General features: G+C 65.3%; 12 protein-coding genes. 5 read left to right on the forward strand and 7 right to left on the reverse strand.

Annotated elements, in window-relative coordinates; all coding sequences use genetic code 11:
• The first annotated feature begins 23 nt into the window (after positions 1 to 23).
• The 4 genes from N2K98_RS08775 (at position 24) to ligA (ending at position 5736) form a co-directional block, all read left to right on the forward strand.
• Positions 24 to 1355, forward strand: coding sequence for a GNAT family N-acetyltransferase (locus N2K98_RS08775; RefSeq protein WP_255865560.1), 1332 nt, complete (start codon positions 24 to 26; stop codon positions 1353 to 1355).
• Between the two features lie 277 nt (positions 1356 to 1632).
• Complete coding sequence (rpsA, locus tag N2K98_RS08780; protein WP_227921792.1) at positions 1633 to 3105, forward strand: 30S ribosomal protein S1; 1473 nt, start codon at positions 1633 to 1635, stop codon at positions 3103 to 3105.
• Between the two features lie 172 nt (positions 3106 to 3277).
• Positions 3278 to 3733, forward strand: a complete 456-nt coding sequence (locus N2K98_RS08785; RefSeq protein ID WP_255865561.1) for a hypothetical protein — start codon at positions 3278 to 3280, stop codon at positions 3731 to 3733.
• A complete protein-coding gene (ligA, locus tag N2K98_RS08790; RefSeq protein WP_255865563.1) occupies positions 3730 to 5736 on the forward strand; it encodes an NAD-dependent DNA ligase LigA in 2007 nt (668 codons plus the stop codon). Before N2K98_RS08785 ends, ligA begins: the two co-directional genes overlap by 4 nt.
• 6 nt (positions 5737 to 5742) lie before the next feature.
• On the opposite strand, the gene N2K98_RS08795 is transcribed toward ligA, so the two are convergent.
• The 7 genes from N2K98_RS08795 to N2K98_RS08825 form a co-directional block, all read right to left on the reverse strand.
• Positions 5743 to 6717, reverse strand: a complete 975-nt coding sequence (locus N2K98_RS08795) for a LacI family DNA-binding transcriptional regulator (RefSeq protein WP_257794499.1) — start codon at positions 6715 to 6717, stop codon at positions 5743 to 5745.
• A gap of 104 nt (positions 6718 to 6821) precedes the next feature.
• On the reverse strand, positions 6822 to 8276 hold the full coding sequence (locus N2K98_RS08800) for a GH1 family beta-glucosidase (protein ID WP_255865565.1): 1455 nt from the start codon (positions 8274 to 8276) through the stop codon (positions 6822 to 6824).
• Entirely contained in the window at positions 8276 to 9178 is a 903-nt protein-coding gene (locus N2K98_RS08805) for a carbohydrate ABC transporter permease (protein WP_374200041.1), read from the reverse strand. The genes N2K98_RS08800 and N2K98_RS08805 overlap by 1 nt, the downstream gene beginning before the upstream one ends.
• On the reverse strand, positions 9175 to 10176 hold the full coding sequence (locus N2K98_RS08810) for a carbohydrate ABC transporter permease (protein WP_255797757.1): 1002 nt from the start codon (positions 10174 to 10176) through the stop codon (positions 9175 to 9177). Before N2K98_RS08810 ends, N2K98_RS08805 begins: the two co-directional genes overlap by 4 nt.
• 56 nt (positions 10177 to 10232) lie before the next feature.
• Entirely contained in the window at positions 10233 to 11546 is a 1314-nt protein-coding gene (locus N2K98_RS08815; RefSeq protein WP_255797756.1) for an ABC transporter substrate-binding protein, read from the reverse strand.
• A gap of 255 nt (positions 11547 to 11801) precedes the next feature.
• Positions 11802 to 12971: a class I SAM-dependent methyltransferase gene (locus tag N2K98_RS08820; protein WP_255865566.1), complete on the reverse strand. Its 1170-nt coding sequence runs from the start codon at positions 12969 to 12971 to the stop codon at positions 11802 to 11804.
• Positions 12964 to 13641, reverse strand: a complete 678-nt coding sequence (locus N2K98_RS08825; protein ID WP_255865567.1) for an IMPACT family protein — start codon at positions 13639 to 13641, stop codon at positions 12964 to 12966. The genes N2K98_RS08820 and N2K98_RS08825 overlap by 8 nt, the downstream gene beginning before the upstream one ends.
• Before the next feature lie 51 nt (positions 13642 to 13692).
• On the opposite strand from N2K98_RS08825, the gene coaE reads away from it, so the two are divergent.
• Positions 13693 to 14313 carry a dephospho-CoA kinase gene (gene coaE / locus N2K98_RS08830; protein ID WP_255865568.1) on the forward strand — a complete coding sequence of 207 codons (621 nt, stop codon included), beginning with the start codon at positions 13693 to 13695 and terminating at the stop codon, positions 14311 to 14313.
• The last annotated feature ends 33 nt before the right edge of the window (positions 14314 to 14346 follow it).

Here is a 14346-nt window from a genome sequence, read left to right on the forward strand (position 1 = left end):
GCCGCCTAAACACAGGGGGAACCATGGGTACGGACCACAGCACGGACAGCACCACGGACGGGCTGCGGTTCGCTTCCTTCCCGGCCGGGTACGACGCCGCGGACCCGGCCAAGGCGGACGAGCGGACCGCCGGGTGGTTCGACGCCGTTAACCTGGGCTTCCACGAGGACCGCACCAAAGAGGAGCGGCTGCCTGCCCAGGTGGACGGTTACCTGCGGGACGGCCGCATCCTGACCGCGGTGTACGACGATCGCCTGCCGGAGTACGCCTGGAACCCGGCAGTGCCCGTGGCGACCTACGGGACCATGGTCAATGACCTGAACGTCGGTGGAAGTGAATTGCTGCCCACGCACCTGGTCACGGCGGTCACCGTCCGGCCCACGCACCGGCGCCGGGGTATCCTGCGGCGGATGATTACCGCGGACCTCACCCGGGCCAAAGACTCCGGCCTGGCGCTGGCCGCCCTCACGGCGTCCGAGGCAACCATCTACGGGCGCTTCGGGTTCGGAGCTGCCACCTCCACCGCCGGCGTCGAACTGGACACCCGCGGCGGCCTCGAATTCACGGCCCCGCCGCGTGGCAGCATCGCGATTGCCGACGCCGATAAGCTCCGGGGGCTCGTGCCGGAAATCTTCCGGGCACACCTGGAACGCACGTTCGGCGCCCTGGGGCGGCAGTATGCGTACGCCATGCGTGCTGCCGGGAAGTGGAGCGGGGAAAACACTGAACCGGACACGGCCGTGCGCAGTGTCCTCCGGTACAACGCCGACGGCGTCCCGGACGGATATGCGGCCTACAAGTCGCTGGGCTGGCAGAACGAGCCGCATACGGTGAAGATCACCGACCTGGTGGCGGCCAGCGACGAGGCCTACCGCGAGCTGTGGCGCTACCTCGGATCCATCGACCTGGTGGACCGGCTGACCTTCTCCGAGGCCCCGGTCGAGGATCCGCTGCCCTGGATGCTGACTGACCGGCGGCGCTACAAGGTAAAGCACGTCGAGGACGTCCTGTGGCTGCGGATCCTGGATCCCGCGGCCGCACTAGGGGCCCGCGGATACTTCGGCGACGGCGCCGTAGTGCTCGACGTCGAAGATCCGATGGCGCTGGCAGCGGGAACTTTCCTGCTCGAGGTACGCGGCGGCGTCGGAACCGCACGTCCGGCCGCAGCCGGGGAACACGCGGATACGCCGCGGGTGCAGCTGACTGCCGCTGCACTCGGTTCCCTGTACCTGGGGGCCGTGAGTGCGCGGACCCTGGCGGCAGCCGGATCAGTGCAGGCCGGGGACGCTGCCCTAGGCGTACTGGACGAGCTGTTTTCGGCCGGGCCGGCGCCTTACTGCAGCACGCATTTCTAACCACTTGCGTGGCGGGCAGGTATTTTTCCACCGCGGCCCAGCTGTTCCCTTTGACCTGCGTTGGCGGGTCCGGCTAGACTGATCGGGCGCGTAATAGCGCAAGTTATAACCAATCCTGTCCATCTCCGGGCAAACAAGCTGTTCGTCCTCGGCACTTTCGTGCCTTTGGCATTCACTTGGGCAAGTATCTTGCCTGCGGGGGCCACCCGGCCCAACCGCCGGTTAGTGGAAACCAGTCCGGAATACAAAACAACTTCCACATCGGAGTCCCAACTACATGACCATCACCACCAACGAGAAGTCCGGTACCCCGCAGGTCGCCATCAACGACATCGGTACTGCCGAGGACTTCCTCGCCGCGATTGACGCAACGATCAAGTACTTCAACGACGGCGATCTCGTCGAAGGTACCGTTGTCAAGGTTGACCGCGACGAGGTCCTGCTCGACATCGGTTACAAGACCGAGGGTGTCATCCCTTCCCGCGAGCTTTCCATCAAGCACGACGTTGATCCCGGAGACGTTGTCTCCGTCGGCGATCAGGTCGAAGCCCTGGTGCTCACCAAGGAAGACAAAGAAGGCCGTCTGATCCTCTCCAAGAAGCGTGCTCAGTACGAGCGTGCCTGGGGCGACATCGAGAAGGTCAAGGAAGAAGACGGCGTCGTTACCGGTACCGTCATCGAGGTTGTCAAGGGTGGTCTTATCCTCGACATCGGGCTGCGCGGCTTCCTGCCGGCATCCCTCGTGGAGATGCGTCGCGTCCGCGACCTGGCTCCGTACATCGGTCAGCAGATCGAAGCCAAGATCATCGAGCTGGACAAGAACCGCAACAACGTTGTTCTGTCCCGCCGTGCCTGGCTCGAGCAGACCCAGTCCGAGGTTCGTTCCACGTTCCTCAACAAGCTGGAAAAGGGCCAGGTTCGTCCCGGCGTTGTTTCCTCCATCGTCAACTTCGGTGCGTTCGTGGACCTTGGCGGCGTAGACGGCCTCGTTCACGTTTCCGAGCTGTCCTGGAAGCACATCGACCACCCCTCCGAGGTTGTCGAAGTTGGCCAGGAAGTCACCGTTGAGGTTCTGGAAGTTGACCTTGACCGCGAGCGTGTCTCCCTGTCGCTGAAGGCTACGCAGGAAGATCCGTGGCAGACCTTCGCCCGCACCCACGCCCTCGGCCAGGTTGTTCCGGGTAAGGTCACCAAGCTGGTTCCGTTCGGTGCGTTCGTTCGCGTCGAAGACGGCATCGAAGGCCTGGTCCACATCTCCGAACTGGCTGTCCGCCACGTGGAGCTCGCCGAGCAGGTTGTCTCCGTTGGTGACGAACTGTTCGTCAAGGTCATCGACATCGACCTCGAGCGTCGCCGCATCTCGCTGTCCCTCAAGCAGGCCAACGAGGGCGTCGATCCCGAGGGCACCGAGTTCGATCCGGCTCTGTACGGCATGGCCGCAGAGTACGACGAAGCCGGCAACTACAAGTACCCGGAGGGCTTCGACCCCGAGTCCAACGAATGGCTCGAAGGCTACGAAACCCAGCGCGCCGCTTGGGAGCAGCAGTACGCTGATGCCCAGGCACGTTGGGAAGCCCACAAGAAGCAGGTCGCCCAGCACAACTCCGAGGACATCGCTGCTGCTTCGGAATCCACCGATTCCGGCACCACCAGCTACTCCTCCGAGCCGGCCGTTGCCGAGACGGGTGCCGGCACGCTGGCTTCCGACGAAGCCCTGGCTGCACTGCGCGAGAAGCTCACGGGAAACTAATTCCCACTGGTTCCGCTGTCCGGTAAGCCGGACCGTGTAACTGCCTAAAGCGGGCCTCCACTTCGGTGGGGGCCCGCTTTTGCGTGTGCGGGCGTGTCTGTGTGCGGACCAGCCTGCGGCCACCCTAGGGTAGGCCGGAGAACGGTTTTTCGATGTCGATCAGGGGGAGATCATGGCGGAACAAGGGGACCGGCCGGGGCAGGGGCCGTTTGTGCCGCCGCAGCAGTCTTATCCGCAGCAGTTTTCCCCGCAAACGCCTTACGGCCACCCGGCGAAGGCCAGATCCGGTGCCGAGTTTGCTGCCCTGATGACCGCCTCGGTACTCACCGTCTTAGTTGGTGCCTATACCACGCTCGTGGCATTCGTTGTCTTTATCAATCTCGGCATGACGCAGGGCGCTTCCGATGAGTCCGGGGAACGAGCGAAATACGAGGTTATGTCCCTGTTTCTGTGCCCCGGCCCGTTCGTCGCCTTGGGCCTTGCGTGGGGCGGCTATGCCGTGCTCCGCCGGTTGAAGCATCCGACGGCGGCGCGGTGGTGGTTCGGTGCGGCACTGCTCGTCTGGTTCATGCTGTTCCTGTTCTGGCTGGGTCCGGAAGTGGCGTTCCCCATGACGGGTTCTGTATGAGGAACTTCAACATCACCGCGGAGAATTACGACCAGCTGGTGGCGCAGGCCCTGTCCGCGGCGAGGGCCTACGAACAGACCGACATCGAGGAAATGCCGGACGACCGGTTCGACATTCTGCTGGCAGCTATCCTGGCCTACGAAACGGCCAACGGCATCTCCGCCTCCCACGGGCTGCACTCGGCTGTCGGCCATGGGGGAGCCGAAGGCGGGAACGTCGAGCATGCCTCGCCGGCCGGGTCGTTGGAAAAGCCCGGCGAGGAGAAGGTCATCGAGTTCGCCGCTGCGCATCCCGATGCAGTGGTTGAACCGAAAATCGACGGTATGGCAATTATCGTCCGCTATAGGGACGGGCGCCTCTTTTCCGCTGCCACGCGGGGCGACGGCTACACCGGTGAAGACGTCACCGTCAAGGTCCGCGGCGTCGAAGGGCTGCCGGAAGCCGCCGGTACAGGCGACTTCGAAGTCCGCGGGGAGCTGTACCTGAACGAGGCGAACCTGGGACAGGCCAACGCGATCCGCGCCGCGGCGGGCCAGGCGCCGTTTCGGAACGCCCGCAACGGCGTAGCCGGAATGCTGAACAAGGACGGCAGCACCTACGCCGGACTGTTCTCCTTCGCGGCATACACGCTCGGCGGGGACGCCGACCACCTGGACGCGATGCAGGAACTTTCAGCCCTGGGCTTCACGACGGCGCGTTCCCTGCTGCCGCAGGTCGTCCTGGCTGCGGATGACCCGATGGCAGCGGTCGCTGCCCTGGGTGCGGTCCGTTCTGACCTGGGTTTCCCCATCGACGGCGCCGTCCTGAAGGTGCCCGCTGCCGCAGATCGGAAAGCCCTGGGGGAGGGACCGCATGCCCCCAAGTGGGCGGTGGCCTACAAGTACCCGCCGGTGCAGGTGCCTGCCGTCATTGAAGACATAGAACTCGAGATCGGTAAGACCGGACGGCTGTCCATCCGTGCGCGGTTCACGCCCGTGGACGTGGACGGTTCCACGATCGGATACGCCTCCCTGCACAACGTCCAGGACCTGTTGAAGAAGGACATCCGCGTCGGGGACACGGTCATGGCGTACAAGGCCAACGACGTCATTCCGCAGGTCCACCTGCCGCGGGCGGACCTTCGGGACCCGTCTTCCCTCCCGTGGGAACCGCCGGCCGGCTGTCCAAAATGCGGCCGGGACTTCGATAAGTCCACCGAGCTGTGGCGGTGCACAAATCCCGAATGCTCGGTTTCCGGGCGGATTTCCTACGCAGTCTCCCGCGACGCCGGGTTGGATATTGACGGCGTCGGCGGCTCCACCGGGGACGCCCTTATCGAAGCGGATCTGGTCCGGGATGTCTCGGACATCTTCCACCTGACCGAGGATCAGCTAGCCAACCTGAGGCTGGGCACGGGAGAACCGGGTGCGGACCGGCTGCTCGGGGTTAAGAAGGCCAAAAAAATCATGGCCGAAATTGAGCAGGCCAAGTCCCGGCCGCTGAACCGGGTTATCACCGCCCTGGCCATGCGCTACGCCGGACGGACCTTCGGCCGCCGGCTGGCCGCACGCTTCGGGACGATGGAGAACCTCCGGTGCGCGTCGGTGGAAGAGCTCGCGGGTGTCGAAGGCATCGGCAAGGCCAAGGCGGAAGTTATCCATGCAGCACTGAAGGACAACGGGCCGGTCATTGACCGCCTGGCCGCGGCCGGGGTGAATATGGGCACCCCGGCGGCCGCACCATTGAAGGCTGCCAGGGCAGCCAGGCTGACCACCCCTGAGGGGGAGGCCATGAATGTGGTCATCACCGGCTCTCTGAAGGGCAGCGCGCTGGGCTCCCTGACCCGGGCGGGTGCCCTGGAACTAATCGAAGCCCATGGAGGCCGCGCAGCCGGTTCGGTCTCGAAAACCACGTCCCTCTTGGTGTGTGCCGAGCCGGGAAGCAGTAAGTTCCTCCGCGCGCAGGAGCTGGGCATCAAGATCGTCACGCCGGACGAGTTCGCGCAGATACTCGAAGGCCACTGAGAGCATCTAGGCCGAGTCCCGGACCACCAGCGATGTCGGCAGGCGGTTCACCCGTTCAGTGGGCCGGCCTTCTATCAGGTCCACCAGGACCTCCGCCATCTTTCCACCGAGGGCGGTAATCGGGTGGTGAATGGTCGTCAGGGCAGGACTAAGGCTGGTGGCGTAGTAGTCGTCGTCGAAGCCCACCACGGCGACATCCTCCGGGATGCGCAGCCCCCGTTCCTGCAGCACCGAATAAGCACCCGACGCCATCTGGTCGTTTGCCGCGAAGACCGCGTCGATGTTCCTGCCGCGGTCCAGCAGGCGGCGCATCGCGGCCGCTCCGGAGGCCACGGTAAAGTCTCCGGTCTCCACCAGGGCGTCATCCAGGCCTGCGCGGCGGACTTCGGCCCGCCAGCCGGCGAGCCGGTCCACACCTGCAAGCATGTCCTGCGGCCCGGCGATCGTGGCAATGCTCCGCCGTCCGGCGCCGGTGAGCCTGGCCGTGGCAGCCGCAGCGCCTTCCTCATTGTCCACTTCCACGAAGTAGCTCTGACCGGCGTCCACCAGGGGACGCCCGGCGAAAACGACCGGCAGCTGACCGTTCAACCGCTCCCAGGAATGGTCGCCCGTGTGGTGCGAAACCACCAGGACGCCGTCCACGTTTCCGCCCAGCAGGTAGCGGCGGGTTTTCTCCGGGTTGGATTCCGAGGAGGTCACCATGTTGAGCATGTACTCGGTGGTGTTCAGGTAACGGGCAATTCCTTCCACCACGCTGGCGAAGAAGGGATCCGCAAAGACCTTGGAGGTGGACTCCGGAACGAGCAGCGTCACCGTATACGTCCGCCGGCTGGCCAAGGTCCGGGCGGCGCGGTTGGGGACATAGTTCAGCGCCCGGACGGCCTTTTCCACCGAGTCGGCCATGCTCGGGTCAACGGAAGGCGAACCGTTGACCACCCGGGACACCGTGGCCCTGGAAACGCCGGCCAGGGCGGCCACCATTTCCAGGGTCGGGGCGGGGCGCGCCTGGCCGGATTCAGCACTCACAGTTTTCTCCTACGCGACTGAGGGCCGAGACGCCCGATCGGTGCCCAGTTTACGGGACGTCACACCATCGAGGCGGTAGCCGTCCCACGGGTGCCGGAATCCTCGTCCCGGCTGGCCGCGATCAGCCGGCTGTAGGCAAGGCCGCTGTCCTTGACCGTGCGTTCCTGGGTGTCGTAATCCACCCGGACAATACCGAAACGCTTGCTGTAGCCCCAGGACCACTCGAAGTTGTCCATCAAGGACCACACGAAGTAGCCGCGGACGTCTGCTCCCGCGTCAATCGCACGGCCGACCGCGGCGATGTGGTCCATGATGAAGCCGGTGCGTTCGGCATCCGGCACGCTTCCGTCATCGCTCACGACGTCGTCGTAGGCAGCCCCGTTTTCGGTGATGTACAGCGGCGGCAGGTCCGTGTACTCCTCGCCCAGGCGGACCAGGAGCCGGCGGAGCCCGTCGGGGTTGACCTCCCAGCCCATGGCGGTACGGGGCAGGCCGCGGCTCGGGAACGTGATGTGTTCGGCGCCGATCCAGGGGGAGGCCACGGGCCGCCCGGCGCCGCCGGAATGGCCGTCGGCGCCGCTGGTGTCCGGGTGTCCGCTGATCTGGTCATCGTGGTAATGGTTCACTCCCAGGAAATCGATGGGGGTCCCGATGATCTCCAGGTCGCCCGGACGGATGGCCTCGGCCAAACCAAACGGCTCCAGGTCCTTCAGCGAATCCTCCGGATAGGCGCCCCGAAGGATGGGGTCGAGGAAGATGCGGTTCTGCAGGGAGTCAAAGAGCCGTGCCGCTTCCAGGTCCACGGGGTCGGAGGCATCCCGCGGGATGGAGTTGCTGAGGTTCAGCGTGATGCCCAGCTGCTGGGCGCCGCGGGAACGGAGTTCGTTGACAGCCATGCCGTGGGCGAGGTGCTGATGGTGGACCGCTGCGATGGCGGCGCGGGGTTCCTGCCGGCCCGGAGCGTGTACCCCGGATCCGTAGCCCAGCAGGGACGAGCAGAACGGTTCGTTGAAGGTGGTCCAATGCTGCACCCGGTCCCCAAGGGCGGAGTAAACATCATTCGCGTACTCAACAAAGCGGTACGCAGTGTCCCGGTTGGCCCAGCCGCCCTTCTCTTCCAGGGCCTGCGGCAGATCCCAGTGGTAGAGGGTGAGCCAGGGCAGGATCCCGGCGCCGAGCAGTTCATCCACCAGGCGGGAGTAGAAGTCCAGCCCAGCACTGCTGGTGCCCCGGTCTCCCGGCCGCACCCGTGCCCAGCTGGTGGAGAAGCGGTAGGAGTCCAGTCCAAGGTCCTTCATCAGGGCGACGTCGGCAGGCATGCGGTGGTAATGGTCCACTGCAACTGCCGGGGTGTCGAGATTCTTCACGTTTCCGGGGGTCCGGGCGAACGTGTCCCACACGGAGTCTTCCTTGCCGTCCTCCCATGCGGCTCCTTCGACCTGGGCCGCCGCTGTGGCGGATCCCCAGATAAAACCCGCTGGAAAATTCCTTCGCTCCGTGGCGTTGTTCGTCATTAACCCTTCACTGCTCCCTGCATGATTCCGGATATAAGTTGTTTTCCTGCCACCGCGAAAAGGATGAGCAGGGGAATGGTTGCCAGCACGGCACCGGTAAGGACCACCGCGTAGTCGGTATACCGGTTGGACTGCAGCTGGCTTAGAGCGGTCTGGAGGGTGGGGTTGCCGGCGTCGAGTACAAGCATCGGCCACAGGAAGTCCGTCCACGCAGACATAAACGTAAACAGGCTGAGGATGGCCATTGCCGGCCTCGCCGCGGGCAGGGCCACATGCCAGAACGTCTTGATCATGTTGGCGCCGTCCATCCGCGCGGACTCGATCAGTTCGTCCGGAATGACATCCACCAGGTACTGGCGCATAAAGAACACGCCGAAGGCCGTCACGAGCGTCGGGATGATGACGGCACCGATATCACCGGTCCAGCCGTAGTGCCGCATCACCATAAACAGGGGAATGATTCCGAGCTGGGTCGGAATGGCCATGGTTGCCACCACTGCGACCATCAGCCCGTTGTTCCCGCGGAAACGCAGCTTCGCGAAGGCGTACCCCGCCAAGGTGGAGAACATCACGACGGAAACAGTGATGATGGTCGAGATCAGGATGCTGTTCCACAACGCCGTCCAGAACGGAATGGTGTCGAATACCTCGGCAACGTTCTTCCAGAAATTCCCGCCTGGCAGCAACGGAGGCCAGGTAAGGCTCAGCGCTTCATTGGACCGGCTGCCCACCACTGCGGACCACCACAGCGGGTAGGCGGAACCGATGAAGAAAGCGAGCAGCAGGCCGTAGGTCAGATAGCCGGGGCGAAGGCCGTTGCCCAGGATCCGGTGCCGCAGCGCCGGGCGGCGGCGCGGGGCCCGCGGTTGGGTCCTCGGCGCGGTCTTTTCGACGATACTCACTTTTGCTTCCCTTTCACTGCGGGCCGGCGGCGCTGCCGTTTGCCGTCGGATGACGCTATCCGCCTGGACAAGGCCAGATTGAGGACTCCGAAAAGAATGATGATGAGGAACAGCAGCCAGGCAATGGCCGATGCAGCTCCGAAATCCTGCCGCTGGAAGGCCATCTCCCACAGGTAAAGAACGGTGGTCTGGAACTCGCGCTCCGGGCCGCCGGCATACGTGGGATCGAAGAGGCGCGGCTCGGTGAAGATCTGCAGTCCTCCGATCGTGGAGGTGATGACCACGAAGATCATGGTGGGCCGGATGCTCGGCAGGGTAATGCTGAAGAAGCGCCGGATGGCACCGGCTCCGTCGATAGCGGCGGATTCGTAAATATCGCGCGGAACTGCCTGCATGGCGGCCAGGAGGATCAGCGCGTTGTAGCCGGTCCACCGCCAGTTGACCATGGATGCCACCGCCACGTGGCTGGGAAAGGTTTCGGTCCGCCACATGATCGGATCTATGCCGAAGTTGCTCAGCACGCTGTTAATGAGGCCATGCTGCTCGTTGAACATGTAGGTGAAAATCAGGGCTACGGCAACCGGCGTCACCACGTAGGGGATGAGCACGCTCATGCGCCAGAACGTCTTGCCCCGGATGTTCTGGTCAAGGACTGCGGCTATCACCAGGGCGCCCGCCAGCTGCGGAATCGCCGAGAGCAGGAAAATGCTCATCGTGTTGAAAAGCGAGTTCCAGAAGAAGCGGTCGGCGAGGACCTCGGCGAAGTTCCCCAGTCCGATAAAGTCGCCCTGGCCCTTCAGGAGGTGCCAGTCGTACAGCGAAACGTAGAACGTGTAGACCAGCGGAAACAGGCCCACCAGTGCGAAGAGCACGAAAAACGGTGAAATGTACAGGTAGGGAGAGGCTTTGACGTCCCAGACGTTCAGGCGCTGCCTAAACGTGGGTTTGATTTTCTCCGGCGGCGCGGCGGGCGCGGGCGGCTTCATGGTTACGGTCATATCGATTCTCACAGTCCATCAGGGGGCCTCCGGTTCCCCGGAGGCCCCGCTGGGTACTAGTCCTTGACTACCAGCTCGTTCAGGAGTTGAACTGCTTCATTCCAGGCACCCTCGCCGTCGACCTTGCCCGAATCAAGCTGGGTCAGTGCCACACCGAAGACCTTTTCCTGGATTACCGAATCGTCCGGGCCCTTGAACTGGGCGACCACGCCTTCTGCGCGGGAAGCCAGGATCGCGCCGGTCGGGGCGTTGTTGAACATCGGATTGGGAGTTGCATCCTCCGCCAGCTGTTCCTGCGCCTCAATGGTGCTGGGGAAGTTGTTGGCGGCCGCCGACTGCTTCACCTGCTGCTCGGGAGCGGTGAGCCAGGCTGCGAGTTTCGCCGCTTCCTCCTTGTGCTCGGAGGTTTCGGGGACTGCCAGGAACGCGCCGCCCCAGTTCGATGCACCGCCGGGGAAGACATCGGCGAAGTCCCAGCCCGAGTCCGCGCCGCCGCCGGCCGATTCCAGCTGTTCCTGGATGGTGCCCAGCATCCAGCCCGGGCACACGAAGGTGGCGAAGGAGCCGTCAGTGAACGCCTTGCCGGTTCCCCAGTCCCACTTGGTTTCGTTGGCGGAGAGGCCTGCCTGGGTTCCGGCAGCAAGCTGCATGAACTGTTCCTTCATGGCGTCATTGCCTTCGATGTTCAAGTCACCGTCGGCAGTGTAGTAGCCCTCCTTCATCTGGTTCACCATGGAGTTCCAGACGAATCCGGACTGGTCGTACCAGGCCTTGCCGGTCTTCTCGTGGTACTGGTTGCCAAGTTCGAAGTAGGTGTCCCAGGTTGCGTCGTCGCCGCCGAAGAGTTCCGCTACGGCTTCGCGGTCGCTCGGCAGGCCGGCTTCCTCGAACAGCTTGCCGTTGTAGCACAGGCCCTGCGGTCCGATATCGGTGCCGTAGCCGATGACACGGCCGTCGGCGTCGGTGCCCTGCTTGTACTTCCAGTCCACCCAGTTGTCCTTGATATCTTCCGCGCCGTACTCGTTCAGGTCCACGAACTGGTCCGAGACGTCCATGACCGCACCGAGCCAGCCCTCTTCGAGGGCCACCACGTCGCTGACGCCGGAACCGGCCGCCAGCTTGGTGAAGAGGTCCGTCTGCGCATTGGCGCCGCGGTCGATGTTGTTGGCCTGGATGTCGATGCCGGGGTTGGCTTCCTCGTATTCGGCATACAGATCGTCATAGCCGAAGGTTCCGAAGGTGGTGACGGTCAGCTTCAGGGGATTGTCTTCACTGGCAGCTTCGCTGTCGCCGCCGCCGCAGCCAACGGCCAGCAGGGCTACTACGGCAGCACCTGCAATCGCCGCCGCGGGATGTCGGAAATTCTTCACGGTCACTCCTTTGTGTGTGGGTAAAGCAGTTGATGATCCCGGGTGGTAGACCGTGCCTGGTGCTCGGGTGGCGTGATCCGACGAAAGCGGGAGGAAAGAAAAGTGGTTCCTGCGGCGGGAGCGGAGTCTGAGAGAGCGCTCTCTACGCGTCGGTTACAGGCTAGGAGTGATCTGCGCCACTGTCAAGAGAGCGCTCTCTGGTGCACAAAAAGGCGTCCCCGGGCAGGCCGGGGACGGGATGCGGCGGTGCGGCCTTTAGCGCCGGGTGCTGACCGTGACCGTGAACTTCGGGTTGCGGGCCACTTCACGGGTGGGACCGACCAGCCTGGCCAGGGCGGGCTTATACAACAGGTGGCTGTTCCAAACCGTCCAGAGCTCCCCGCCGGGCTGCAGGACACGTCCGGCATCGGCAAAAAGCTTGAGCGCGATGCCGGCATGTACCGCGGCACCGATGTGGAACGGCGGGTTCAGGACCACCAGTTCTTCCGAGCGGTCCGGCAGCGGGCCCAGCGCATCGGCCCGGGTGACGACGGCGCGGTCCGCCACGCCGTTGGCGGCCAGGGTGCGGGCGGCGGAGGCGGCAGCAGCGGCTGACTGGTCGGTGGCCAGCACCGTGAGGTCCGGCCTGGTCAGTGCGAGGTAGGCGGCAATGGTGCCGGTCCCGCAGCCAAGGTCCACGGCGCGCCGGGCCGCGCGGGCCTGGGCCAGGTGTGGCAGCAGGAACCGGGTGCCGGGATCCAGTGCAGTTCCGCCGAACGCAGCGCCGTAGGCCCAGAGTTCCAGCGGCTGCGCCAGGCCGACGTCGTGCCGTTGGGAGACCGGAAAGGCCGGTTCCGGGAGCTGCTCCGGCGGAAGGGGCGAGGCCGCCGTCAGGACCCTGGATTTCTGCCGGCCGAGCCCGGCGGTGACGGAGCCGAAGTAGCGGGCGAGGACCTCGTTCATGGCCGGGGTCATGTGTTTGACCCGTCCGCCGGCGTAGACCGTCACATCCGGTGCGGCGTTGGCCGCGATCAGCGCAGCGATCTCTTCCAGGGCGGCAAGCGAGCGGGGGAGCCGCAGCAGCACCAGGCGGGCGCCTTCGGCCAGCGGCGCCGTGAGGGCATGGTGGCTGAAAACGTCCGGCAACCCCAGGTCCGCGGCGTTGGCATCAAGCGCCTGTTCGCCGCTCAGCGGATCCTGGTGGACACGCAGGCGTCGCAGTCCATGCCGGGCCGCGGCTCCGAGCGTGAGCGCGCCGTAGGAATCGCCGATGACGACGACGCCGGGCTGGTCCGGGTTTGCTGCTCCGGAAAGGTCCGGCGCGGCCGTGTCCAGCAGAAGGGTGTCGGCGGCGTCCCAGGCCTGCAGGTTGGGGGCTTCGACGTCCGGCCTGCGGCGCAGGCGGGAAAAGTCGAAGTCGGTCCGGCCCGGTGCGGGGTCAGTCACGGTCGATCCATTCTGTTCCGAGGGGGACCGGTTCGGAGGCTCCGGCGGTCAGGGAAGCGAGCCTGGCATGGAAGGCAGCCAGGGCGTCGGGGGTGTCCGGCAGGGCAACGTTGATGGAGGCACCGGCGGCCAAATAATCGGTGCCCAGCACACTGATGCCTGCGGTCCGGAGGTCGTTTTCCAACCGTCCGGCCGCTGAGTGCCCGGCCGGGATGCCGTAAAGCTGCATCCGCCGGCGCCGCAGCAGGGGCGCGGTGTCGAGGGCCGAGGAGACGGACTCGGAGTAGGCACGCACCAGCCCGCCCGCACCGAGCAGGATCCCGCCGAAGTAGCGGACGGTCACGGCGGTGATGTCGCTGAGGTCGGTCGCTCCGTTGAAGGTCTCCCGTTTGGTGAGCGCTTCCAGCATCGGGATACCGGCGGTGCCGGACGGTTCGCCGTCGTCGCTGGAGCGTTGGACCTCGCGCGCGGGGCCCAGCACGAAGGCGCTGCAGTGGTGCCGGGCATCGTGGAACTCGCGGCGCAGGTCCGCCACCAGGGCGCGCGCCTGCTCTTCGGTTTCGGTGCGGCGCAGCACGGTGATGAAGCGTGAGCGTCGGATTTCAAGTTCAGCGCGGTGTTCACGGGCGACGGTGGTGTAGCGCCCCGCCGCCGCGTCGATATCGCTCACCCTTCCAGTCTAGTAGGCGGTTCCGGTCCGCGACGGCGGTAGGGTGGGGGCATGCTCAAGGTTGGACTCACCGGCGGGATTGCTGCCGGAAAATCCCTGGTCGCGCGGACCCTCGTCCAGTGCGGCGCCGTGCTGGTGGACGCCGATGCCCTGGCCCGTGAAGTGGTGGAGCCGGGCACGGAAGGCATGGCCGCCGTCGTCGAGGCCTTCGGCCCTCGGATCCTGGCCGCTGACGGCTCGCTGGACCGCCCGGCGCTGGCCGCAGTGGTCTTCGGCGACGAGGAACGCCGCGCCGTGCTGAACGGCATCATCCATCCGCTGGTCCGGGCGCGGGCAGCGCAGCTTGCGGCGGAGGCCCCGCCGGACGGGATCCTGGTCCAGGACATCCCGTTGCTGGTGGAAACCGGCCAGGCCGGGAACTTCGATTTTGTCCTCGTGGTCGAGGCACCCGAGGATGTCCGGCTGGACCGCATGGTCCGGATGCGGGGGATGGATCCCGAGGCCGCACGCGCCCGCATCGCGGCGCAGGCAACTCCCGAACAGCGGGCGGAGGCGGCCGACGTCGTCCTGCACAACACCGGCACGCCCGAGGAACTGGTGTCCGCCGTACGCCGGCTGTGGGAGACCCGGCTGGTGCCGCTGAACGAGGCGCGGAGCCGGGCTGGACGCTAGTTCAGCCCCTAGCAAAGCGGACCACGGCTGTCC

The sequence above is a fragment of the Arthrobacter jinronghuae genome, from assembly GCF_025244825.1.
Taxonomy (GTDB): Bacteria; Actinomycetota; Actinomycetes; order Actinomycetales; family Micrococcaceae; genus Arthrobacter_B; species Arthrobacter_B jinronghuae.